Annotated in this window: 24 protein-coding genes and 1 pseudogene; 10 read left to right on the forward strand and 15 right to left on the reverse strand. The window is 59.7% G+C overall.

What is annotated here, in order from left to right; genetic code table 11:
- The first annotated feature begins 103 nt into the window (after window positions 1–103).
- From BLU48_RS02210 to BLU48_RS02220, 3 genes are read left to right on the forward strand one after another with little or no spacing between them, the layout of a single operon-like run.
- Complete coding sequence (locus tag BLU48_RS02210; protein ID WP_057023866.1) at window positions 104–862, forward strand: 5-oxoprolinase subunit PxpA; 759 nt, start codon at window positions 104–106, stop codon at window positions 860–862.
- Between the two features lie 56 nt (window positions 863–918).
- Entirely contained in the window at window positions 919–1,797 is an 879-nt protein-coding gene (locus BLU48_RS02215; protein WP_057023867.1) for a 5-oxoprolinase subunit B family protein, read from the forward strand.
- Window positions 1,794–2,768, forward strand: a complete 975-nt coding sequence (locus BLU48_RS02220) for a 5-oxoprolinase subunit C family protein (protein WP_057023868.1) — start codon at window positions 1,794–1,796, stop codon at window positions 2,766–2,768. Before BLU48_RS02215 ends, BLU48_RS02220 begins: the two co-directional genes overlap by 4 nt.
- A 38-nt stretch (window positions 2,769–2,806) precedes the next feature.
- Here BLU48_RS02220 and BLU48_RS02225 read toward each other — a convergent pair whose 3' ends face one another.
- The 3 genes from BLU48_RS02225 to BLU48_RS02235 all read right to left on the reverse strand — a co-directional run bounded on the left by BLU48_RS02225 (window position 2,807) and on the right by BLU48_RS02235 (window position 6,141).
- Window positions 2,807–4,420: an inorganic phosphate transporter gene (locus BLU48_RS02225; protein WP_057023869.1), complete on the reverse strand. Its 1,614-nt coding sequence runs from the start codon at window positions 4,418–4,420 to the stop codon at window positions 2,807–2,809.
- Window positions 4,421–4,658: 238 nt separating this feature from the next.
- Window positions 4,659–5,681 (reverse strand): transporter, encoded by a 1,023-nt coding sequence (locus BLU48_RS02230; protein WP_057023870.1) that lies wholly within the window; start codon window positions 5,679–5,681, stop codon window positions 4,659–4,661.
- Between the two features lie 151 nt (window positions 5,682–5,832).
- Window positions 5,833–6,141, reverse strand: coding sequence for a PepSY domain-containing protein (locus BLU48_RS02235; RefSeq protein ID WP_046069216.1), 309 nt, complete (start codon window positions 6,139–6,141; stop codon window positions 5,833–5,835).
- Window positions 6,142–6,295: 154 nt separating this feature from the next.
- Here BLU48_RS02235 and BLU48_RS02240 point away from each other — a divergent pair, with 154 nt between their 5' ends.
- A complete protein-coding gene (locus BLU48_RS02240; protein WP_057023871.1) occupies window positions 6,296–7,159 on the forward strand; it encodes a sterol desaturase family protein in 864 nt (287 codons plus the stop codon).
- Here BLU48_RS02240 and BLU48_RS02245 read toward each other — a convergent pair.
- A complete protein-coding gene (locus BLU48_RS02245; protein WP_057023872.1) occupies window positions 7,151–7,816 on the reverse strand; it encodes a helix-turn-helix domain-containing protein in 666 nt (221 codons plus the stop codon). The genes BLU48_RS02240 and BLU48_RS02245 overlap by 9 nt on opposite strands.
- Window positions 7,817–8,944 (reverse strand): glycerophosphodiester phosphodiesterase, encoded by a 1,128-nt coding sequence (locus tag BLU48_RS02250; RefSeq protein WP_057023873.1) that lies wholly within the window; start codon window positions 8,942–8,944, stop codon window positions 7,817–7,819.
- A gap of 232 nt (window positions 8,945–9,176) precedes the next feature.
- Here BLU48_RS02250 and BLU48_RS02255 point away from each other — a divergent pair, with 232 nt between their 5' ends.
- The gene (locus BLU48_RS02255; RefSeq protein WP_034115661.1) at window positions 9,177–9,500 is read left to right on the forward strand and encodes a DUF2025 family protein; all 324 of its coding nucleotides are present in this window, start codon (window positions 9,177–9,179) and stop codon (window positions 9,498–9,500) included.
- A 41-nt stretch (window positions 9,501–9,541) separates the two neighbouring features.
- Here BLU48_RS02255 and BLU48_RS02260 read toward each other — a convergent pair whose 3' ends face one another.
- Both BLU48_RS02260 and BLU48_RS02265 read right to left on the reverse strand, forming a co-directional pair.
- Window positions 9,542–9,862 carry an antibiotic biosynthesis monooxygenase family protein gene (locus BLU48_RS02260; RefSeq protein ID WP_057023874.1) on the reverse strand — a complete coding sequence of 107 codons (321 nt, stop codon included), beginning with the start codon at window positions 9,860–9,862 and terminating at the stop codon, window positions 9,542–9,544.
- Window positions 9,859–10,566: a CTP synthase C-terminal region-related (seleno)protein gene (locus BLU48_RS02265; RefSeq protein ID WP_057023875.1), complete on the reverse strand. Its 708-nt coding sequence runs from the start codon at window positions 10,564–10,566 to the stop codon at window positions 9,859–9,861. The genes BLU48_RS02260 and BLU48_RS02265 overlap by 4 nt, the downstream gene beginning before the upstream one ends.
- Window positions 10,567–10,646: 80 nt before the next feature.
- Here BLU48_RS02265 and BLU48_RS02270 point away from each other — a divergent pair, with 80 nt between their 5' ends.
- Window positions 10,647–11,531 carry a LysR family transcriptional regulator gene (locus BLU48_RS02270; RefSeq protein WP_057023876.1) on the forward strand — a complete coding sequence of 295 codons (885 nt, stop codon included), beginning with the start codon at window positions 10,647–10,649 and terminating at the stop codon, window positions 11,529–11,531.
- Here the strand turns inward: BLU48_RS02270 and BLU48_RS02275 are convergent.
- From BLU48_RS02275 to BLU48_RS02290, 4 genes are all read right to left on the reverse strand, one after another.
- Window positions 11,528–12,046, reverse strand: a complete 519-nt coding sequence (locus BLU48_RS02275) for a DUF1003 domain-containing protein (RefSeq protein ID WP_057023877.1) — start codon at window positions 12,044–12,046, stop codon at window positions 11,528–11,530. The genes BLU48_RS02270 and BLU48_RS02275 overlap by 4 nt on opposite strands.
- Before the next feature lie 75 nt (window positions 12,047–12,121).
- Window positions 12,122–13,441 carry a methyl-accepting chemotaxis protein gene (locus BLU48_RS02280; RefSeq protein WP_057023878.1) on the reverse strand — a complete coding sequence of 440 codons (1,320 nt, stop codon included), beginning with the start codon at window positions 13,439–13,441 and terminating at the stop codon, window positions 12,122–12,124.
- A gap of 262 nt (window positions 13,442–13,703) precedes the next feature.
- The gene (locus tag BLU48_RS02285; protein WP_057023879.1) at window positions 13,704–14,762 is read right to left on the reverse strand and encodes a diguanylate cyclase; all 1,059 of its coding nucleotides are present in this window, start codon (window positions 14,760–14,762) and stop codon (window positions 13,704–13,706) included.
- Window positions 14,763–14,949: 187 nt separating this feature from the next.
- Window positions 14,950–15,576, reverse strand: a complete 627-nt coding sequence (locus BLU48_RS02290) for a TetR/AcrR family transcriptional regulator (RefSeq protein WP_057023880.1) — start codon at window positions 15,574–15,576, stop codon at window positions 14,950–14,952.
- A 122-nt stretch (window positions 15,577–15,698) separates the two neighbouring features.
- On the opposite strand from BLU48_RS02290, the gene BLU48_RS02295 reads away from it, so the two are divergent.
- From BLU48_RS02295 to BLU48_RS02310, 4 genes and pseudogenes are all read left to right on the forward strand, one after another.
- Window positions 15,699–16,757: an MBL fold metallo-hydrolase gene (locus BLU48_RS02295; RefSeq protein ID WP_057023881.1), complete on the forward strand. Its 1,059-nt coding sequence runs from the start codon at window positions 15,699–15,701 to the stop codon at window positions 16,755–16,757.
- 136 nt (window positions 16,758–16,893) lie between these two features.
- Window positions 16,894–17,589, forward strand: coding sequence for a hypothetical protein (locus BLU48_RS02300; protein WP_371851107.1), 696 nt, complete (start codon window positions 16,894–16,896; stop codon window positions 17,587–17,589).
- Window positions 17,590–17,790: 201 nt separating this feature from the next.
- Window positions 17,791–19,241, forward strand: a pseudogene (locus tag BLU48_RS02305) (amidase family protein).
- A 125-nt stretch (window positions 19,242–19,366) separates the two neighbouring features.
- Window positions 19,367–19,927 (forward strand): AAA family ATPase, encoded by a 561-nt coding sequence (locus BLU48_RS02310; protein ID WP_057023882.1) that lies wholly within the window; start codon window positions 19,367–19,369, stop codon window positions 19,925–19,927.
- Here the strand turns inward: BLU48_RS02310 and BLU48_RS02315 are convergent.
- From BLU48_RS02315 to BLU48_RS02330, 4 genes are all read right to left on the reverse strand, one after another.
- Window positions 19,857–20,237: a helix-turn-helix domain-containing protein gene (locus tag BLU48_RS02315; RefSeq protein ID WP_082636679.1), complete on the reverse strand. Its 381-nt coding sequence runs from the start codon at window positions 20,235–20,237 to the stop codon at window positions 19,857–19,859. The two genes, BLU48_RS02310 and BLU48_RS02315, sit on opposite strands and share 71 nt — an antisense overlap.
- A 106-nt stretch (window positions 20,238–20,343) precedes the next feature.
- Window positions 20,344–21,291, reverse strand: a complete 948-nt coding sequence (locus BLU48_RS02320) for a hypothetical protein (protein WP_057023884.1) — start codon at window positions 21,289–21,291, stop codon at window positions 20,344–20,346.
- A 53-nt stretch (window positions 21,292–21,344) separates the two neighbouring features.
- Complete coding sequence (locus BLU48_RS02325; protein ID WP_057023885.1) at window positions 21,345–22,514, reverse strand: MFS transporter; 1,170 nt, start codon at window positions 22,512–22,514, stop codon at window positions 21,345–21,347.
- Between the two features lie 151 nt (window positions 22,515–22,665).
- Window positions 22,666–23,487: an ABC transporter substrate-binding protein gene (locus BLU48_RS02330; protein WP_056846849.1), complete on the reverse strand. Its 822-nt coding sequence runs from the start codon at window positions 23,485–23,487 to the stop codon at window positions 22,666–22,668.
- Between the last annotated feature and the right edge of the window lie 20 nt (window positions 23,488–23,507).

A 23,507-nucleotide genomic window follows, 5' to 3' on the forward strand; every position in this document is an offset into this window, starting at 1 on the left:
GTGATATCTGATTTTCAGAAGATGGGTCATCTGATAATAGATCTTCCCAAGGGGTCAAGCCCCAGCCTACTTTCCTGGCATCACCTTTGGCGGAGCAACTTCGATGCAGGCAGTGGATTTCAATTCAGACATGGGCGAAGGCTTTGGCCCCTGGACCATCGGCGACGGCGTCGATGCAGAACTGATGGCCTATATCAGCTCGGCCAACATCGCCACCGGCTTTCACGCCGGCGATCCCGGCACCATGCGCCGCACCGTCGAGCGCGCCAAGCAACTGGGGGTGGCCATCGGCGCGCACCCGGGCTTTCGTGACCTGGTGGGTTTCGGTCGTCGGCATATCAATGCACCGGCCCAGGAGTTGGTGGACGACATGCTCTACCAGCTCGGCGCCCTGCGCGAAATTGCTCGTGCCCAAGGCGTCCACTTGCAACATATCAAGCCCCATGGCGCGCTCTACATGCACCTGGCTCGCGATGAAGAAGCCGCACGGCTGCTGGTGCAGAACCTGCAGATCCTCGAGCCGACGCTGTTGCTGTATTGCATGCCCAACTCGGTGATCTGGCGCATTGCCAAGGAACTGGGCCAGCCTGTGGTACGCGAGTTCTATGCCGACCGCGAGTACGATTTGAGCGGCTCCATCGTCTTTACCCGCCAGGTTCGGGCGCTGGATCCTGCCACTGTCGCAGCGCGTGTCCTGCGTGCCTGTCAGACCGGGCTTGTACGTACCGTGGAAGGCGAAGACCTGTTGATCGAATTTGATTCCATCTGCCTGCACAGCGACACCCCCGGTGCCCTGGAACTTGTGGAAGCGACCCGTGAAGTCTTGGACCGTGCGGGCATCGACGTCAGGCCACCCCAATAAGATCGCCTCATCACTTTTTTGCCTGCCTTTCTACAATGATTCCAAGAGGAACAGACATGGCTGAAATGTCCCCCATCCGCTACAGCTTCGGCGCTGATGAACACCTGTTTGCCGAGGTCAGCGACAGCATGTCCCTGCAGGCCTTCTTCAAGGGCATGGCGGTAACCCGCGCCGTGAAGCGTATGGCACTGGAAGGCGTTCTGGATGTGTGCCTGGCCAATGCATCGTTCCAGATTCGTTTTGACCCCGACCGCATCGCGCCCCATGTACTGCTCGACGCGGTACAAAGCGCCGAGGCCCAGGCCGTGACCGAGCGCACCTTGCACACGCGCATCATCGAAATCCCGGTGCTCTATAACGACCCCTGGACCCATGAAACCCTGATGCGCTTTCGTGACCGCCACCAAGACCCCAGCGGCACTGACCTGGAGTACGCCGCACGCATCAATGGCCTGGCCGACGTGGACGCGTTTATCACCGCCCACAGTGGCGCACCGTGGTTTGTGTCGATGGTCGGCTTTGTCGCGGGCTTGCCGTTCATGTTCCAAATGGTCGAGCGCGAGCGACAATTGCAAGTGCCCAAGTATCTGCGGCCACGCACCGACACGCCCAAGTTGACCCTGGGCCATGGCGGCTGCTTTGGGTGTATCTACTCGGTGCGCGGCGCGGGGGGCTACCAGATGTTTGGCGTCACCCCTGCACCGATCTACGACCCGGCCCAGCAACTGGCGTACCTCAAGGAACACATGGTGTTTTTCCGGCCCGGCGATATCGTGCAGTTCAAGCCGATGGACCGTGAGGCTTACGACCTGGCCGTCGCCGAGGTGGAAGCAGGGCGTTTCGATTTGCGCATCCGCCCGGTGGAGTTTTCCCTCGATGCGTTTCTTGCCGACCCCATCGGCTATCCGAAAACCCTGCAGGAGGCGCTGGCATGATCAAGGTCCTCAAACCCGGCCTCGCCACCTCCGTGCAGGACCTCGGCCGCGAAGGCTATTACCACCTGGGCATTCCGCCCTCGGGTGCGCTTGACCAGTACGCGCTGAGCGCGGCCAACCACCTGGTGGGTAACCCCGTGGGTGCGGCTGGCCTGGAATGCACGCTGATTGGGCCTGAGCTGGAGTTCCAGCAGGACGCGTTGGTGGCGTTGAGCGGCGCCTTGATGTCGCCGCGCCTGGACGGTGAAGTGGTGCACCAGGACACCGCCTTCGCCGTGCGTGCCGGGCAGGTGCTGCGCTTTGAGTTTCCCAAGGCAGGCGCGCGTACTTACCTCGCCGTTGCCGGAGGCATCGACGTGCCGTTGGTGCTCGGCAGTCGCTCCACTTATACCCTTGGCGCCCTCGGTGGGTTTGACGGGCGGCGCTTGCAGGAGGGGGATCAGTTGCCCATCGGCACGGCCAGCGGTAATGGACGTGCGGGTAACAGCTTGCCGATGGCGTTGCGTCGTTCGGTGGGCGGCGATGTGACCTTGCGCGTGGTGCCGGGCCTGTATTACGAGCGCTTGACCGACGGCGCGAAAAGCAGCTTTTTTGCCGAGCCGTGGACGGTCGGCTCCGAGGCGGATCGCATTGGCTATCGCTTCAAGGGCGGCAGCGCGTTGAGCTTCCAGCCGCGGGAGCAGCCCTTTGGCGCTGGCTCCGATCCGTCGAATATCGTCGACAGTTGCTACCCGATTGGCTCGATTCAAGTGCCTGCTGGGCTTGAACCCATTGTGCTGCACCGCGATGCGGTGTCGGGCGGTGGCTACGCGATGATTGGCACGGTGATCAGCGCCGACCTGGATTTGATCGGGCAGATGCAGCCGAACCAGCGGGCAGGGTTTGTGGCGGTGACACTGGAGCAAGCGTTGGAGGCGCGGCGGGTCTACAAGAAGCGCTTGAAGGCCATGGCTGGACTCTTCACACCCTGAAGAAACACCGCCCCTCCTACATTTCGACCTTCTGTGTGTCAGAACAGCTGGGTGAACAGCCAGTACAGGCTACCCGACAGTAAAATCGCCGCCGGCAATGTCAGCACCCACGCCATCAGCAAATTGCGGATGGTCTTCATCTGCAAACCCCCGCCGTTGGCCACCATGGTCCCGGCCACCCCCGAGGACAGCACATGGGTGGTCGACACCGGCAGCCCGAACATATCCGCCGCGCCGATGGTCAGCATCGCCACCGTCTCGGCCGACGCGCCCTGGGCGTAAGTCAGGTGGGTCTTGCCGATCTTCTCGCCCACCGTTACCACGATGCGCCGCCAGCCGACCATGGTGCCCAGGCCCAGGGCAATGGCCACGGCGATCTTCACCCACAGCGGGATAAAGCGCGTGGCGTTGTCGATCTGTTGCTTGAACAGTTGCAGCTTGCCTTGGGTATCGGCGTCGAAGTTGCCGACCTTGCCCTTATCCATCAGGCGAATGGTTTCGCTGGTCAGGTACATGTCGTTACGCACGTTGCCGACGGCTTCGGCGGGTACGGCGGCGAGGGAGCCATAGCTTTTCACTTCTTCGCCGATATGGCCGGTAATGGCGGCGAGGGCGGGCACCAGTTCCGGCGTGGCTTCCTTGGTGCGCACGTAGGTCGACAAGGTGGCGCGAGAGTCGCTCGGTGCCGGCTGCGGTGCTGCCTTGACCAAGGCAACCTGCGTCACTTGCGCAACTGCCGCGAACTGCAGCGACTGGTCCGCAGGCATGGTGCGGTTCAGCGCATAGGCCATCGGCAAAGTACCCACCAGGATCAGCATGATCAGGCCCATGCCTTTTTGCCCATCGTTGGAGCCGTGAGCGAACGACACACCAGTGCAGGTGGCGATCAGCATGCCGCGAATCCACCAGGGCGGCGGCGTGTCGCCTTTGGGTGCCTTGTACAGCGCGCGGTTTTTCACGAAGGCGCGCAGGGCCAGTAACAGCAAGGCGGCGAACGCGAAGCCGATCAACGGCGACAACAGCAAGGCATAGCCGATCTTGATCGCCTGGCTCCAATCCACACCGCTGGTGCCGTCACGCCCGTGCATCAGGGCGTTGGCCACGCCGACGCCGATGATCGAGCCGATCAGGGTGTGGGAGGACGAGGCCGGCAACCCCAGCCACCAGGTGCCGAGGTTCCACAAGATTGCGGCGATCAGCAAGGCGAAGATCATGGCGAAACCGGCGGAGGAACCCACCTGCAAAATCAGCTCCACCGGCAGCAGGGCAATGATGCCGAACGCCACCGCGCCACTGGAAAGCAACACCCCGAGGAAATTGAAAAATCCCGACCACACCACCGCAAACTGCGGCGGCAACGAGTTGGTGTAGATCACCGTCGCCACCGCATTGGCGGTGTCGTGGAAACCGTTGACGAATTCGAAACCCAATGCGATCAACAGCGCCACGCCGAGCAACAGGAACGGCGTCCAGGTGGTGAGCTGGGCGCCCATTTCGTGCACGTCGTGCATCAGGCTGTAGGCGGTGAACAATAGACCCATGGCAAGTACGGCGAAGAACATGATCACCGTCAACAAGCCTGGTTTTGTGTCCGACCGGGGTTGGGAGGCGGGTGAAGCGTGGGGGGAGGCAGTCAGGGAAGGGGTGGCCATGCCGGAGCATCCAGTGTGAGGAGGATGGCCTTAATGATCATTGCAAAATATTACAGCGATGCTGCGGCAGGTCAGTGTTTTCGGAAATCGAGTGCACCGCCGGTCTACCAAACGCAGAAGAACCAATGTGGTAGGGGGCTTGCTCCCGATGGCGGAGTGTCAGTTAATAAATTATTGACTGACCCACCGCTATCGGGAGCAAGCCCCTTCCCACATTTTGACCGCATTTTTTTTCAGGTCAGTAGTCTTTGCGCTTTCGGAACGCCCAGCGCCCGGCAATCACGGTAAAAGTCGCGACCAGCGCAACCAATATCCAGAAACCTTCCGGGTCTTGGGACAGCGGCACACCCCCCACGTTCATGCCAAAAAAACCGGCAATGATATTGATCGGCAACGCCAGCACCGTCACCACAGTAAGAGTGAACAACGTGCGGTTGCTTTGCTCATTGAGGTTGGCGGCGATTTCTTCCTGCAACAGCTTGATGCGTTCGCCCAGGGCAGTCAGGTCGTTGATGATCAGCGCAAATTCCTCGGTGGATTTGCGCAACTCCTTCACGTCTTCCTTTTGCAGCCATTGCGGCGGGCGGTTGAGCAGGCGCAGCAACGAGCCCGGCTCCAGCGCCAGCAGGCGTTGCAGACGCACCAGCACCCGGCGTGCGGCTCCGAGTTCGGCGCGGTTTGTGGATAGGCGCGAAGACAGCAACTGATCTTCGATATGGTCAACGCTGATACTGGTCTTGCGTACGATCTGGGTCAGCACTTCGCCTTGGTCCCGCAGCAGGTGCACCAGCAGTTCCAGGGGCGAGCGAAAGTGCTCACCGGCTTTCACCGATGAGCGCAATTTATCCACTGAGTGCAACGGTTGCAGGCGCGCACTGACCAGCAAGCGGCTGCGGGCACACACCCACAGCGTGGAAATATCCGACGAGACCATGCTGCTGAAGTTGAACACCACGTCGTTGACCACGGCCAGCAAGGCCGAATCCACATGTTCAATCCGCGTGGAGCGCGAGCCTTCATGCAGGGCTTCGAAAAACTCCTCCGGCAGCGACAGGTGCGCCTGCATCCAGCGCTCGCAGGCGGCGTGGGCCAGGTTCAGGTGCAGCCACAGGAATTCTTCCGGGTCTTGCGGCTGCTGCAAGGCGGCGAGGGCGGCGGCTGAGTCAATCTGCAGACCTTTTTCACCAGGGCGAAAACGAAAACCGTAAAGCAGGCCAAACAGGTCGGGATCCTGATGGGCGTGGTCGATGCTGTGGTTCATGGCGGCTCGCAGAGAAAGGGCCTGTAGGACGTTTCACAGGCACTCAGGCGCGAATCATTGCAAGGCGGGATGACGGTTATGTGACGGTTTCTTACTGCGCAAAAAAAACGCGCCACCCGAAGGTGGCGCGTGTGTTTTATAGAGTGTGGTCTCAAGTATCGAGCTTGTCTTCCAGTACAGCGCCGGTCTTGGCGTCGAGCTTCACTTCAAATTGCTTGCCGGCGGTATCGGTCAGTTCAACTTCGTACACCAGCACGCCGCTGTTGTTGTGGTCCAGCTCGGTGTCGTTGATGGTGGCACCGGCGTGTTTAGCCACGGCGGCAGCGTTGAGTTTGTCGAAAGGCATCACCGCACCGGACTTGAGCAGGCCTTCGATATGATCCGGACGAACATCGGCTTGGGCCAGGCCGGCGGTCAAGGTCAGGGCAGTGGCAGCGAAAAAGGCAGTCAGAGTTTTCATGGTGTGTCTTTCTGGGTTGAGCTGTTTAAGTGGCCTCAGGTTATCCCGTGCAACTTAACTCACCCTTAATTATTTCAAACAGTTGCGCAGTTTATTCAATCCAGGACGGATGCAGGATTTCATGCTGAGGCCTCACCAAAAAAGGGAAACTCGGATGAAACGGTTAGTCAGTTGGCTCTATGCGCCTGCATGCTTGTTGGGGTTTGTCGGATGGGGGCTCTACCAGCCCCGATGGCTACTGGTGATATTCGCGGTGGCGGTGGCGGTGTCGTTTGTGGTGGAACTATGGCTGCCCTACGAGCCGCAGTGGAATCGCAGCCTGGGCGATCGCTGGCGCGATACGTTGCATGCGTTGATCAACGAAAGCTTGAATGTTGTGGGTTTGTTGGTCCTGCCGGGCCTTACGGTGCTGCTGGCATTCGAGGGGCTATGGCCGCGAGGCTGGCCGCTGTGGGAGCAACTGTTGATGGCGATCTTCCTGGCCGATGCCGGGATCACCTTGATGCATTACGCCAGCCACCGCATCGCGCCCCTGTGGCGGTTGCACGCGGTGCATCACAGCGTGCAGCGGCTTTATGGTTTCAATGGTTTGATGAAGCATCCTTTGCACCAGTTGCTGGAAGCAACGGCGGGCCTGCTGCCACTGATCCTGCTGGGGATCCCACTGGAGGTCGCGCAATTGTTGGCCCTGGCCATCGCCATTCAGTTGCTGCTGCAACATTCCAATGTGGATATGCGCCTGGGGCCGCTGCGCTGGGTATTCGCCTGGGCGCCGGTGCATCGGTTCCACCACATGAAATACGGCCGCGCAGGGGATGTGAATTTCGGCCTGTTCTTCAATTTGTGGGATTGGCTGTTGGGCACGGCGTTTTATCGCAAAGGCTATCGCATAGGGCCGGGGGACTTGGGCATTGGCAGTCGACCGCATTTCCCCGTGGCCTATGCGGCACAGTTGCGTGACCCGTTTCTGGTGGTACGCCTGGCCAAGGAGCCGCCGCTGCCTGACGATCTACACTAGAAACTGCACCTGCAGTTGGCGCAAAGACGCGCCCGCCGTCACCCCGAACAAGTGCTTCATGGTCCGCGAAAAATGCGCGGAATCAGCAAACCCCGCGCCGTGGGCTGCCTCAGTCAGCGTGCTGCCGGCAAGGGCCAGTTGCAGGGCAATGCGCAACCGTCGCCACAACACGAGGCGGCGTATGGGAACGCCCAGTCGATCATTGAACAGACGCTCCAGTTGGCTCAATGACAGATGCGCCGCTGCGGCCAACGCCTGGGCCGATACCTTGCCGACCAGATGCTGATCAAGGGCGGCCAGTGCGCGTTCGATACGTGGGTCGTCAAGGCGTCGTCGGGGCAGCCTGAGCAGGGCCTGCGGGGATAAATCGCCGTCTGCCAGCAGTTGCTGCAATGGCTGGATGTCAAAGATCATGGGCTCGGCATACAACGCCCACACCTCACCCTCTGTCTCAAGGATGGCGTGGTTGTGACGCGAAGGAATAAACAGGCGATGGGCCGTGGTGACATGACCATCAAGGCTGACCGTGATCGGTGCGCCGGGGCAGAACATCAATTGGTGTGCGTAGTGTGCATGGGGCGCGGTGCGCCCCAGCTCGCCGAGCACCAGCCCGTGGTCACGCCCCAACCACAGGCGGCCTGACCATTCGGGCTTCACTCAGTACTTATGGTCGTTGAGCAGGTCCTGCACGCTGGACGACGGCCAGCGCTTGTAGAACTTCAACAGTTCGGCGGCGCGGTTGGTAAAAATACCGTCGACGCCAGCCTTCATCACTTTTTCGAAGTCCACCGGCTCATCCACGGTGTACACATGCACCAGCAGGCCCTTGTCGTGGGTCAGCTTGTTCATTTCAGGTTTGACCAGGTCGGTATAGCTCTGGTCGCCGTGGTCGGTCAGCTCAGCCGACGGGCCGGTGCCGATGGCGCCCAGGCTCTTGGCTTGGTCGACCCATTTTTCGAACTCGGCGGCATCCTTCGGCTCTTGCTTGGCGTAGTAGGCGGCCTTGGTCGGTTCGCCGGATTCGGCGAAGGTCACTTTGGACTTGGGTTCGATGCTGCCTTCGCCGACCCACAACAGCAGGATTTTCGGCGTGTTCGGCATTTCCTTCTGCAGCTCCTTGAGGCTGGCTACCTCGAAGGTTTGCAGCACGACACGGCCCTTGCCCTGGCCGACACCGGTGTTGCTCTTGCCCAGCTTGGAACCGGCGGAGCTCAGCCAGCCCTTGTCCAGCAGCTTGTTTTTCAGGTCGGCTTCGATACCCGGGAATTGCTTGGGCTCCTTGGTCTCGATGTACAGGCCGGGTTTGTGCGAGGGGTTGCCTTCGGCGATCTTGATGATGTCGTCCAGGCTGAGGATTTTCAGGCCGACGAAGCCTGGGCGGGCGCGGTCCGGGTAGGCCGCGTTGAACCAGCTGCCGGCGTCGAGGCTTTGCAGTTCTTTCCAGGTGAATTCGTTGGCTGGCGCATCTTTGCGCTCGGGGAACTTGGTGGCCACGTCGGTGGTGCGCTGCAGGTTGTTGTCGTGCAGGGCAAACAGCACGCCGTCCTTGCTGCGTTGCAGGTCCAGTTCCAAATAGTCGGCGCCCAGGTCGCGTGCAACTTTGTAGGCGGCGGCGGTGGACTCCGGCGCGTCGTAGGAAGCGCCACGGTGAGCGATTACGGCAGGGTAGGGAATGCCTTCGTTTGTCGCCAATTCAGCCGGGCTGACTGGGTCGGCAGCCTGAGCCTGGTCGAGGCCGAGCATCAACGCCAGCAGCAAGGCGCTCTTGGTAAACGTGACAGGCATATGCGAAGTCCTTTCGTGGAGGTAACTTTGAGAAGACGTCCTTTTTAACAATTGATTGCGAAAGGCGCTATCACCAAACCGACATTAACGTGCGCGCAGTCCAATTTTGTCGGTTTTTTTTAGGGGCATTGCAGTATTCTTGGCCGTAGCTGCCCCATTAGAGGACGGTATTTTTTGCCACGCGTGTAAACCATCTTTCCAGTCCCTGTGGGACTTTTCAGTGAGGTTTACCATGCGCATCACTTCCGAGCTTATCTGCCAGGCCGCCGACCAACTCCATGGCTTTGTCGGCCTCAATCGCAAGACTGGCCAGTACATCGTGCGTTTCAGCGAAGATGCCTTCGGCATGGACGTGGCCGATGACGGCATTATTCCCACCGCCGAATTCGTCTGGCTGCCCGCCGCCGACCACACCATGACCCTGTGCCGTGAACGCCTACAGTTGCTGCTGGACCAGAATATCGATGACCGCATCAACATCACCGAACCGTTGCGGGTGTACATGCGTCGGGTGGAGATCCCGCAGATCAGTGCGTTGCGCAGTTTGGTGAGCTGACCGGTCAAACTGCCCGGGCGCTTTTACCGGATGGAAACCTCTCAATTTGAGAATGAGTAGGCCCGCTCCACCTTGCACACCCGTGTATGAAACGCTGTGTACCAGGTGGCGCGTCCTTGCTCACGTACCTGTCGATGTTCGGCCTGTTGTTTCCACGCCTGGATCGCCGCCTCGCTGGCCCAGTAGGACACGGTGATGCCCAACCCCTCTTCCCGCGCCGACTCCACGCCGAGAAAACCCGGTTGTTGCTGTGCCAGTTCCAGCATGCGTGCGGCGGCTTCGCCATAGCCCAGGTCGCCTTCGGTACGCAGTGAGCTGAAAATCACCGCGTAATAAGGCGGGGCGGGTGTCTTGGCGATCATACCGATGCCCCTCGGCAAGCCTTCAGCAGGGCCAGCGCCAACGGCGGGGTGACGCCCTTCAGCGCGGCGCGTTCGGGCTGGAACAAGGTGGCGACGAAGAACGGATGGTCGAGCAATTCCACAGCGCGCAGGTCGCCCGCCGAATCATGAGCGCTGGGAATCAGGTCGCCTTCCAGCAGTGCGTCGGCAAACGTTGGGTTGATGCCGTAGCGGCATCGATAACCTTCGTCGATGTCCACGCTGGCGTAGGCTTGGGCAATGCGCGTGTAAGGGGCCAGGCGCACTGTGTCGTTCACCTCTACCAGTGTGCAGCTCAGTGGCGTAATGACGGCGCGTTCAGCGTCCGGAGCCAGCTCGCCATGCTCGGCATCTGCCCAGCCAAGTACGTTGCGGGCATATTCCAGCACGGCATGTTGAAAGCCACCGCAAGTGCCGAGGAAAGGGCGTTTTTGCTCGCGGGCAAAACGGATCGCCCGTAGTGCGCCCTCGGTGTCGCGATAGGGGCTGGCGGGTACGCACCAGAAACCGTCAAAACCCTGCAGGGCAGAGGTGCAGGTGAGTGTGTCGGTGTCGAGCCATTGCACATGGACGCTCAGGCCCAGTGCGGCGGCGGCCTGCTGCAGTGCCACCGGGATAGCCTGGTGGGCGATCACATCAGGGTTGTAGTCGCCGATCAGGGCGAGGTGCAGAGCGGGGGTTGTCATCGTGTACGTCCCTTGGCTTGTGGTGGGCTGATACGCACTATAGATTGGCGTCCACGCAATCAATATTGGCGTTTGCCCATATGCTCAATGCAGCCACGCACTATCAAATCGACTACCCCGACCTGTCATTGATCCTTGCCCTGGTGCGTGGCGGCACCCTGGCGCGGGCGGCTGCGTTATTGAAGGTAGACGTGTCCACGGTATTCCGGGCGATGCGGCGGCTGGAGGCGGCACTGGGCCAGACCCTGTTTGAAAAAAGCCGCGCCGGTTACTTGCCCACCAGCCTGGCGAGCAACCTGGCGCAACAGGCCGAACGGGCAGAACTCGCACTGGAGGCTGCGCGCATAGGGGTGGAGCAGGGCGGCGAGGTAATCAGCGGCACCGTGCGCCTGACCTGCACCGACGCGGTATTGCAAGGCTTGCTGCTGCCGGCCCTGGCGCAGTTCATGCCGGCCTATCCAGCGTTGACCCTGGAACTGAGCACATCCAATGACTTCGCCAACCTCAGCCGGCGTGATGCGGATATCGCTCTGCGCCTGACCAGCAAGCCGCCAGAGCACCTGGTCGGACGTTGCCTGGGGACCGTGGCGTACCAAGTGTGTGCCAGTGCCGACTATGCACGTCGGCATGCAGGCCAGGATCTAACCGACCTGGCCTGGATCGCACCGGATGACTTTTTGCCCGACCACCCCACCGTGGCCTGGCGCCGTGAGCATTTGCCGGGCGTGCGCCCCAGTTACCGCTGCAACAGCATGCAGTCGGTGACTGAACTGGTGCGTGCCGGGCTGGGCGTGGCGGCGTTGCCGGATTTTCTAATGGGCGATGGCTTGCAACCACTGGGCCCTGCGTTGGCGGGGCACGACACCTCGCTGTGGCTGTTGACGCGCCCTGATTGCCGGGCGTTGCGTTCGGTGGTGACGCTGTTTGATGAGCTGGGGCGGCATGTGCGCGGGTTGCGACCTTAGGCTTTACGCACAAACTGTTCATGCATTTCACACGTCAGGGTTTCGATGCGCTCGGTCAGTTGCTTGGTCATTTCCGTCAACCGGGTGTTCTGCTCCAACAATTCCATCAGCTGTTTGGTGGTTTGTGCTGCCTGGGCCTGACGTTCGGTATTGGCGGTGGCGAGGGCTTCACGGTGTTGCGCGTCGGCGTCGGATTGGGCTTTGTCCCGGGCGGCCTGGCGTGTCTGGGCGAGCAGGATCAGCGGCGCGGCGTAGGCCGATTGCAGGCTGAAGGCCAGGTTGAGCAGGATGAAGGGGTAGACGTCAAAGTGAGTAACGCCGGTTATGTTCAGCACCACCCACAACACCACGATCGCGGTTTGTGCCCCGAGGAAGGTCGGCGTGCCAAAGAAGCGCGCAAAGGCCTCAGCCTTGAGGGCAAAAGTGTCGTTGCCGAAGGTCGGTGCCAGGTGCGCGTGACCTCGGTGGAAACGCAGGTGGTCAGTGGGGGTGGCGTCTGGCTTGTCTGGGGTCATGGCGAGCTCGGATCCTTGGCGTAAAGACAGCCAACACTATAGACCGAGCTCCCAGGCGCGCACATGAATAACCGGTCAGCGATTGCCCCGCTCATTGGCAAAGGCGCTCACCGCCTGCACCGCTTCGCCGGTGCCCTCGCGAATCTGCAGGATCACCGTGCCCGCCTGGTTGGCCAGGTCTACGCCCTGAGCCGCGCGGTCGCGAGTGGCGTCCATGCTGTCGATGGCTTGGCGGGTTTCATCCTGGATCATGGCGATCATCCCGGAAATCTGCGCAGTGGAGCCGCTGGTGCGCGCCGCCAATTGCCGCACTTCATCGGCGACCACGGCAAAGCCACGGCCCTGCTCGCCAGCGCGGGCGGCTTCAATGGCGGCGTTGAGCGCCAGCAGGTTGGTCTGGTCGGCGATGCCGCGGATGGTATTGACGATGGTGGTGATCTCTTGCGAACGCTCGCCGAGTTTGGCGATCAGCTGCGAAGAGGTATCGATATCCTGGGCAATGTCGCGCATGCCACTGGCTGTTTTCTGAATCACCTCGGCGCCTTTTTCGGCCATCTCCTGGGTGTTCAAGGACAGGTGATAAGCCTGTGCCGCGCTCTGTGCGTCGGTGGCATGTTGTTGCACGCGGGCGGTAACGTCCGAGGCGAACTTCACCACTTTGCACAGGCGCCCGCTGGCGTCGTACACCGGGTTGTAGCTGGCTTCGAGCCACACCACCTGGCCGTTTTTATCCACCCGCTCGAACTGGCCGTTGAACAGCTCGCCCTGATTCAGGCGTTTCCAGAACTCGCTGTAGGCGGCACCGTTGGCCAACTCCGGTTTGCAGAACAGGCGGTGATGCTTGCCCTGGATCTGCGCCAGGCTGTAGCCCATGCGCTGCAGGAAATTCGCGTTGGCGCTGATGATGGTGCCGTCGAGGTTGAATTCGATCATTGCCATGGCGCGGTCGATAGCTGCAAGCTTGGCGTTGGCCTCACTTTCGGCCTGCAGGCGTGGGGTGACATCCATGGCGTACTTCACCACTTTAATCACGCGACCGGCTTCATCCCGCACCGGGTTGTAGCTGGCTTCCAGCCACACCGATGCGCCATTGGCGCCCACCCGCTCGAAGGTGGCTGACTGGAATTGGCCGTTGCGCAAGTGCGTCCACAGCTGGTTGTACTCGGCGCTGCGGGCGAATGCGGGGGGGCAGAACATCCGGTGGGGCTGGCCCAGGATCTGTTCGGCGCGATAACCCATGGTCTTGAGGAAGTTGTCATTGGCCCGCAGCACGTTGCCTTGCAGGTCGAATTCGATGACGGCCATGGAGCGTTCGATCGCATCCAGCAGGCTGGCTTGTTGGGCGATACGGTGTTGCAGGGCATTGATGGTTTTCTTGTGGGCGTTGAATAGCATGTTAGAGGCTCGGGCATGCAAGCATATGCGGTATCCATGTATTTGCGCCTGACCCCGTAGGGCTCCTGGCCGTACGGTTGACTTGCTCATTGCCAGCTTCCTGGTGCTGACAGAGGGGGTGGAACAACGGTTTCAGAGTAATCAGCCTGCCAAGAAGTTCGCCCGTTGGGCAGGACCATTATTGGGCAGGCGACCAATGGCGGCATTATGCTATTGCGGCAGGTGGGCGGCGTTGGATTCGGACGAGGTGTTATCGGACAACTCAGGCTGGAGAGGCGGCTATCCAGTCGCTGGTCTTGACGCGGTCGCGGCCGCTGTCCTTGGCGGCATACAGCGCGAGATCCGCGGCGTTGAGCCACGCGACCGCATCGTTGAAAGAGGGATGGAAATCCGCCAGGCCAATGCTCAGGCTGACGCGCAGCTCAGGGATTTGCGGATGCCGATAGTTACCGAAAGTTTCGCGGAGCCGCTCCATGACTTGCGCCGCTTCTTCCAGCGGCATCCTCGGAAGGATCACACAGAACTCATCGCCTCCATAGCGACCAGCCAGGTCGTCTTCCCGCAGGCGTTGGCGCAGCTCGTGGCTCAACTGGCGCAGTACCGTATCTCCGACGGTGTGGCCGTGGATGTCATTGATGTTTTTGAAGTGATCGATATCGATCAAGGCGATGGTCGCCTGGCCTTGTTGCTGCTGGCATTTATGGAACTTGAGATTGAGCAGGTCTTTCCACGAACCATGGTTGAGCAGGCCGGTAAGGCTATCGATGCGGCTCAGGGCGCTGAGGGCGCGTTTATGGTCCGACAGTTTAATCGCCAGCTGATAGCAGACCATGCCGATGGCCATCGGGTAGAGCGTCAGCATCGGCAAACAGGTGTAGACCTCGATGAGGCTGACACTGGGGTCGAACTTGATCCCGAACAGGCCCCAAGCCACCGCGATACCGGCCGCCTGCGCCGGCAGCCCGAGCAGGAACAGGCGTTTGCCGCCGGCGGCGACATTGTTCATGGCCATCATCGACAGAATGGTGACGGTCGTCAGTGGTGAGAACTGGGTGGCAGCCGCCCAGAAACCGCCGGCCAACGAGTCATACAACAGGTTGCGTTGCTCGGCCTGGTAGGGGAACGGCGAGCGAGTTGAGAGCTGGTGCGCCACATGCGCCCAGGCCAAGCCATTGAACAACAGCAACGCCCAGACCCAAGCGGGCATGGACAAGGGGTACAACGCGCCAACCACGCTGATGCTGCCGATGCCAAGGCCGATAATCCTTGGCTTGTAGATACGCCTGGCAAATGAAAGCCCTTTGCCTCGTCTGTTTTCCATAGTGTCCTGGGTCAGCTGTTTTGTGCGGGTACGGTCGCGTGCGTCAGCGGGCGGAACCGCTGATCGACAAATGCGAGCGATTGTCGATTATTCCTGTGGGAATAATCAGTGTCCTTCTAGGCCATTTGCGCAAAACAGCGGGTGAATGCGCCAAATACGACTTGCAATGTCGCCCAGGCAACAGGACTTAGTGCGCACGCGGCGCGCTGACTTCGTAGCCGGCGAGGAACAGGTCGATGGCCGACTCGATGACACCGGCTTGGGCGGCAGCGTCAAGGGTGGGCTGGCCGAGGGTTATCTGCGGCCAGAATGCGAAAGCCTTGAGCAGGCTCTGGATCTGGTGGGCAGCGAAAGCCGGATCGGTACAGGTGAGGCGGCCGTCTTCCTGGGCGGCGCGTACCCATTGGGTAAAGCCTTCCTCCCGTGCGCTCAGGCGGTTGACCATATCTTGCGCGCGGTCCGGCGAATGGATGGTGGCAGCGATAGCCACACGTGCCAGGTCGAGGAAGTTGGTGTCCGACATCATCTTCATTTTCGCTTCCAGCAACCTGCGCAGTTGATCGCGCAAAGGACGGTCGCAGGCGTAGTTCACGTCCAGTTGCGCAACACTGCTGGCCCATAGCTGGTGGAGGATCTCGGCGAACAGCTCTTCCTTGCTGGGGAAGTGGTTGTACACCGTGCGCTTGGAAACACCGGCAGTGGCGGCGATTTTGTCCATGCTGGTGACCTCGAAGCCGTTCTCGCGAAATTCGGCGATCGCCGCAGCCACGATGGCTTCGCGTTTACGCTCGGTGAGGCGCTTGGGGGCAGTCATGGATAGCATTCGACTCAAAATGGAAATTACACTCGGCAGTTTACTTGCTCCGGCTTTTGTTGCAATCTAGAAACTACACTGTGCAGTGTAATTTTTGAGCGGACCGTAGGAGTCACTCTGTAATGGCCACGATTTCAAACCGTCTGAACCCTGCGCCTGTGGCGCTCAAGCCTGTCGCGCAGGGCCAGGAGCATTTCAGCAATGACGCCCCGGTGCAGCACGGCGGCTTGGGCAAGACCCTGCGTATTTTCTGGAACATGCTGTTCAACAAGCCGCGCACTACACGGCCGGTGGGGCAGATTCCGGTGCAGCCCCTGACCCGTGAACAGTTGTTGGCCGCACCCGATCACAGTGTGTACCGCCTCGGGCATTCGACCGTACTGCTGAAAATGCGCGGTAAATTCTGGGTCACCGACCCGGTATTCGCCGAGCGTGCCTCGCCATTCAGTTGGGCCGGCCCCAAGCGTTTCCACCAACCGCCCATCAGCCTTGAAGAGTTGCCACCCCTGGAGGCGGTTATTCTTTCCCACAACCATTACGACCATCTCGACCATAAGGCGGTGGTCCAATTGGCCGACAAGACAAACTACTTCCTGGCACCCCTGGGCGTCGGCGACACGCTGATCAAATGGGGAGTAGACGCCAGCAAAGTCTGCCAGCTGGATTGGTGGCAGGGCACCGAGGTGGACGGCATTCGTTTTATCGCCACCCCGGCGCAGCACTTTTCCGGACGTGGCTTGTTTGATAGCAACCAGACACTGTGGTGCTCCTGGGTAATGATCGACGATGCGCGCCGAATTTTTTTCAGTGGCGACACCGGCTATTTCGACGGTTTCAAACGCATCGGCGAGCAATACGGTCCGTTTGACCTGACCCTGATGGAAACTGGCGCTTACAACGTCGATTGGCCCCACGTACACATGCAGCCGGAGCAAACGCTGCAGGCGCATATCGACCTCAAGGGGCGCTGGCTGCTGCCGATCCACAACGGCACCTTCGACCTGGCATTCCACGCTTGGCACGAACCCTTCGACCGCATCATGGCCCTGGCCTGGGAACGCAACGTATCGATCACCACCCCGGCGATGGGGCAGGCGTTCCGCTTGAGCCTGCCCGAGCGCGGGCATGCCTGGTGGTTGGAGGTGGAGCCTCAACTTGTGCAGGAGCGGGCACCAGGCTGAGCCAAGTGGATTAAGGAAAAGAGCTTTTCAGAGGATTTCAGCCCTGCGACAAACGTCAGACGAGAGTGCGATGATCTCCGGGAATTATTTCGGGGAAGATATTTCGATGGATAGCCATTGTAAGAAACTTTGGAAGATGGGTTTGCCTTGCGCCATCGGCCAGCCTTCACTCGGGCCCGTCAACGCTGCCGACGTTCCTGCCCCATTGTTCAACGCCGCTCCGGTTTCTATCGTTTTTGGTGCCGGGCAACGCACGGGCGCTGCACCCGTGCCAGGGTATAACGCCCTGGCCCCCCAGATAAACCCGGTGCGTGACCCCGCGCTATCCCTTATCGCCATCAGTGGCATAGACCCTACCGAACCGGTGATGGTGGAGGTTCCCCTGGTATTGAATAACACCACATTCACCGCTTCACTGGAGCTGGCGGGGTATCGTCTCGGCTACGCCGAACGGTATGTGCAGGGCAAGCAGGCTGAGCTCGTCGAACACAGTGCAGCCTTGCGCCGAGTCTTCGACACCTTGCGCCAGGCCGGTGCGCAATGGGTGGCGGTAGACGTGCAGCGTGACAGCGACAGCGGCCAGGCGGGTCACGAAATTGACGAGCTGGTGGCTGGCCTTCGCCTTGATGCCTTGGTATCAGACGATCCGAATGCCGGGTTTCATAACGCGTGCAGAAGCGGGTATCCCAGTGTCTGTGAAACGCTGGAGGATGGATCGAAAGTCTGGTTTTACGGCGCCCGTTGGGCGGGTGATCGCTTGACGGCCCTGTTGCGCGCTTACCGCCACCTACGGCCAAAGGTTGTATCGGAGCCTACGCCAGGCGGGGAATGATAGGACGGCGTGGCAGGATTCGCCTGAAATAGTGCGCAGGCGGCGCTTCTTAGACTGGTGTGGGGTTATCGACCGATAACCCTCACACTCAGTCACGTAGAGAGGCACTTCATGATCGGACCCGTGTCGGCAGGCGGATGGGGGACAGACTTGTTCCAGGAGCTTTCAAACCCACCGCAAGGCTTTAAGAGCGCCTGTCAAATGTCAGTGGAAATGGCCCAGGGAAGCGGTGTCACCGCGCAGTCGCTGTTGAAGGATTCGCTCAAGCAAATAGCCAGCATTGATCGTGGGCTACAGGGCGGCAACGCGTTTTTGGAAACAAACCCGGATGCCCTCCGTGAGGCGAAGGCGCGTGATCAGGAGCGTGCCAACGGCCACGTGCGCGGGCATTTGCACGGCGTACCGATAGCGCTCAAGGATGTATTTGAAACCAATGATCGTATGCAGACCAGCGCAGGCTCGAAGGCCTTGGTTGGAGCGCCCGCAACTAGAAACGCCAAGGTTGTCGACAATTTGTTGAAGGCCGGGGTGGTGATTGTGGGTAAAACCAATATGAGCGAGTTGTCCAACTTTCGCTCTGAATCACCGGCTGATGGGTGGAGTTCCCGCGGCGGCCAGACGCTGAACCCGCATCGCCTGGGAGGGCAGGTGGCGGGCTCTAGTTCGGGTTCAGCAGTCGCTGTTGCCCAAGGGCATGTGCCTTTGGCCTTGGGGTTGGAAACCAACGGGTCGATTATCAGCCCAGCAGCCTACAACGGCGTTTTTGGTCTGAAAACCACGGTAGGCCTGCTCAGTACCGAGGGCGTCATGACCAGTACGCGCCTGGATGCGATTGGTACTTTCACCCGTAATGTCTGTGATGCGGCGGAAGCGCTCAACGCAATGACCGGAACCAATGCCTATACCGATGGCCTGCATGCCGACGCCCTGAAAGGTAAGCGAATTGGCTACACGCCTTTGCCTGAATTGTCCGAGGAGGCGGCCAAGGACCCGGCCAAACGCGCAGATCGCAAGCATTACGAAAAGGCGCTCGATGTGTTGAAGGACCAAGGTGCGATCCTGGTGCCGGTGAGGCCGTTGGAGGAGGGTGTCGCTGATGAGACCTACGAGCGTTACACCGAAGTGCTGTTCGCAGAGGTCAAGCAACAACTGGAAGACTACCTGGCTGGGCGAGAAGGTTTGCCGGTCAAATCACTTTCGGAGCTGATTGCTTTTATCAAGCGCAACCAGCAGCCCGGTGAGCCTGACCAGAAGCTGTTGGAGCTGATCAACAGCCTGGAAACGACTTCGGAACAGCGCGACAAGTGTGGGAGGAGATCCTTCCCATCTTTCAGAAAACCGTCGACGATCCAATAAAGGAACACAAACTCGACGCCATGGTGTCGAACTTCCTATCCCATAATTATTTCTTCAGTGCGGCAGCCGGCTATCCAGGCCTGTCGGTTCCGTCTGGAATGGATGATGAAGGCATGCCGACCGCACTCTACTTTTATGGTTCGGGCAACAGCGAAGCCACCTTGCTCTCAGTCGCCTATGGTTATGAGCTAGCCTCGCAAGCGATCCAGAAACCGGCTTTTCTGCCAGGGGCTCCCTTCACGCCGGCCCCGATAGGCGCAGATAAAACCGTTGAGGTCCCCGCCACTGACGCGTGAGTTTGAATCAACCTCTGCTGGCTGATGCCCGCAGAGGTCGCCTAAGGGGTAACTTCAATTTCTCCGTCTCGCCATCGCAGGCATGACGCGGCCAGGGGCTACACTCCATGCCAGGGGGGAAAGCCATGGACAGTTACAGAATCCACATCCTCGGCGCTGCGGGAGCCGGCACTACTACCTTGGGCAAGGCCCTGGCTGAACATTTGAACATTGCCTATTTCGACTCGGATTTCTATTACTGGCAGCAAACCCCGGAACCCTTCACCATCGCCCGACCCCGGGACGAACGCATTCGGCTACTGCAGGAACACACTGTCGGCCATGAAAGCTGGGTGCTCTCTGGCTCTTTGTGCGGCTGGGGCGACGCCATGATCCCGCAGTTCACCCACGTAGTGTTCCTGCGCCTGGACCCCGAAGTGCGCCTGCACCGCCTGCGCTTGCGGGAGGTGGAGCGCTACGGCGAGCAGATACTGGAAGGTGGCAGCCGTCACCAAAACAGCGTCGCATTCCTCGCCTGGGCGGCGCGTTACGATGCTGGCAATCACAGCCTACGTAGCCTGCGCCGGCACGAAACCTGGTTGAAACCATTGCGTTGCCCGGTGCTGCGGCTCGACTCTACGCACCATTCGGTTGAGGCGTTGCTGAGTCAATTGTTGCCGTTGTTGTGCCCAGCAACCGAGACATGAGGCCTTGGGATGTGGGTTCGGCTGTGGGTGTGTCAAACCGGCGCGCAGTCATGCCCCATCCCGGCGCGAACCCCGGGAAAAATACCAGCCCTTCAGCCTCGAGGCGAAACGCCAGGATCAAACGGGTTTGATCGTCGATGTCGCCGTGGCCTTCCAATTGTTGAATCGCCTCCACCGCCACGCCAGCCTGGCGAGCCAGTTCTTCGCGGCTCCAGCCCAGCATGACGCGCGCCTGCGCGCAGTGTTTGGCGGTGAATTGATGCAGCACGATCTGCTGTTCTACGAAAGAGCTCATTGCCAGAGAGGACATGGGGGTTCTCCAGGTTCGACGGTTGAAGCGCAACTATACTGTGTTTTTGTACAGTTGTTTATACCGCTCATCATCTGGATTATTTCGCGGGCGTTTCAGCCCCCCTTCACTCCATTCCTGGCGCTTCCCGGATGATCAAGTGATCCAGGTTCTCGATATTCGCGCTGAATACCCCGAACGTTTGCTCGGGGTTTTTCTTGCTGGGCACCTGCTTGAGTTGCGGCGTAACCCCGTAGAAGAAGCAATACAGCGGCCGTTCGCTGCTGGCCGCCGCCTTGATCTGCTCCAGGAATGCGCTGCGCTTGCGATAGTTCTCGATGAGTTTTTTGCTCAGGTAGACGTTGACCGAGTATGGCTTCTTGTCGAGCCACACCTTCTTTTCGAAATCGATGCGAAAGCTGCTGGTGTAGTCTTTGATTTCCTTGATCTTGCCCCAGTAGATCAAGCCCTTGTTGTCTTGCAGGTATTCGATCTTCTTGAAAAACGCCCAGTAGGTCGCCGTGTGCTCACCGATCTTCAAGGGCATGGCTTTGAGCTTGTCCTTGTCATCAATGTTCGATACATAGCACTCCACCGGGTGGGCGAACACGCTGGTTTTGTCCGGGGTTGTGTCGCCGTCGTTGTGGGATGTCGTAAAACGGTTTGAAGGCGCTTTCGTTGGCTCTTGTGGGACGCTTTCATCGATGCCGACAACAGGCGTTTTACGTTCGTACTGACGGCGTGTCAGTACAAATTCCGATGGGAAATTGTCCTCGCGCTCGTCGTCATTTTCACCGGTCGCGGTCTTTTGGCTGCTGGCATAGCGGCAGCCGTCGATATGCCGGGTGCCGGGTTTGTTCTTGAAGTGCGGCGTGCGCAGGTAGTTGACGTTCTTGGCGTTGAACGTACTCAACACATTGTCCGCATCGAACACGGCGCGGCAGGCATCGTTGGGGCAGAGGAAGCTGTCCTTGTCGGAATCGAAATCGGCGGTTTCGTCGAAATTCAGGTCTCGAACATCGTAGATCGACAATTTGTCATCGAGACTCAGGCTGTAGGCCGTGTCGAATTTCATGGGCTCGGGTCCGTGAGAAGTTTCGCTATTAATAGCGGGATCCTAGTTAAATATCAGCAAGAACCTGCTACGCGTCGGCCACTCAAGAAACACAGGGTGCCGCCAATGGCGGTGAGCGAGGCCAGGACATAGAACATGCTGGTGGGTGCAGCGTTGATCAGCAGATAGCCACAAATCACCGGGCTCATCGCCCCGCCGAACGCTGCCAGGTTCTGAGCACCGTAGTAACTACCCCGTAGCGCATCCGGCGCAATGGTGTCGATAAACAGGAACTCAGAAGGGTAGATAATCATCTCACCCAAGGTGAACACGAACATCGCCAGGCACCAGGTGACCAGGCTGTCGGCCTGGCTGAACCCCATCAACCCGCCGATAAACAGCAAGGTGCCCAGCACGATCCAATGGCGCAACTGCTCACGCTTGAGGAACCGGCCGATCTGGTATTGCATCAAAATCACCGTTATCGCGTTGCAGGCCAGCACCGCAGACAGAATCTTCAACGCTTGCGCAGGTTTGTAGGCGACCAGCAAAAACTGCGACAGATACAGGGTGTAGCGGCCATGGACAATGGTGCTCAACAGGCTGCCGCCAGTGAACAATATCAATGTGCGGTCGTTGCGCAACGTGCGCAGGGTGCTGAGGAAACTCTGGGGTTTATGGCTGTCATCCCGTTGGGTCGGTGCAATGCCGATCATCAGGAACAGGCTGCCAAAGGCAATGGCGCTGGCGATCAGGAACGGCGCCCAGGGTAACTGTCCGGCGATTACCACCCCCAGCATCGGGCCGGTTGCGTAGCCGACATTGGTCAGGGTGTAGCGCAGGGAAAATACCTTGGCACGCTCACCCACTGGCAGGTTCTCGCTGATGATCGCCTTGGAGCCGATCAGGAACAGCGCCGATGCGGCTTCAGTGATCACCAGGGTCAGGGTGGTGAGGTAGAGGTTGCTGGCAAAGGTCAGCAATAGAAAACCGATGGAGCTGGAGAGCATGGCCAGGATCAGCAGCTTGCGCTTTTCCAGGCGGTCGATGATGTAGCCGCCGTACAAACCCAGCAATGTGGCGATGAACACGGCGGTGCCCATCAACAGGCCGATGTCCTGCTGGTCAAGGCCCAGGCGTGTGCTCAGCCAGAGGGCCAGCAACGGGCTGGTCATGGCGCGGCTGACCACGATAGTCACCGAGCAGATCAGCAGGCGGCGGATTACCAGGGAATAGGTGGCCACGATGGGGAGAGCGTCCTAGTTATTACTTAAAGACAATACAGGTCAAATGTGGGAGGGGGCTTGCTCCCGATGGCGATACATCAGACAAGTGTCAGGTGACTGAACCATTGCTATCGGGAGCAAGCCCCCTCCCACATTTTTTGACCGTGGTTTACTGGCCGGAATTGATGGTGATTTTTTCCACCGCACCCTGCTCCAGATCCCACTTCTTCAGGATCTTGCCGTAGGTCCCATCGTCAATCATCCCCTGTAACGCCTCACTGATCGCCGTGACCAACTCGGTATTGCTCTTCTCAATCCCAAGCCCGGTGAATTGCTTGGAAATCGCCTGTCCCACCGGCTTGTACTTACCCTTATCCAGTGACATCAGATAAGGAATGGTCTCGCTGCCCTGCATCGCCGCATCCAAACGGTTCTGCTGCAACTGCGCCCGCGCATCCGCCGAGCCTTCAGTGCCGATCACCACAATCGCCGGCTTGCCCGCTGCTTCGCAGTTTGCCTTGCTCCACGCGGTAATTTCCGACGGCCAGGTCGTACGGCGGCTGGTGCCGACTTTTTTACCGCACAGGTCGGTCAGTTCCTTGAGGTCTTCACGTTTGGCCAGTGTGTAGAGCTGCGGGCCGCTGGTGAAGTAGTCGATGAAGGTCACCGCCTTCTGGCGTTCGGCGGTATCGGTCATGCCCGATAGCACGATGTCCACGCGCTTGGTGGTCAGACCGCTAAGCATCTGCTCGAAGCCGGTTTCCTGCCACTTGATCTTCACGCCCAGACGTTCGGCAAGAGCGTTCCCCAGGTCAAAGTCCAGACCGGTGAGTTTGTTGGTGGCCGGGTCCTTGAAATCCATCGGCGGATAGTTCGGCACGATGGCCGCGCTGATCTCGCCTTTGTCCTTGATGGCCGCCGGCAATGCCGCAAAAACAACGGTGGAGGCCATCAGGCCTGCGAGCAAGGTGGGGATAAACATTTTTTTCATGGGGGCGTTCTCGTTAGTTT

Source organism: Pseudomonas synxantha, from assembly GCF_900105675.1.
In the GTDB taxonomy this organism is placed as follows: domain Bacteria; phylum Pseudomonadota; class Gammaproteobacteria; order Pseudomonadales; family Pseudomonadaceae; genus Aquipseudomonas; species Aquipseudomonas synxantha.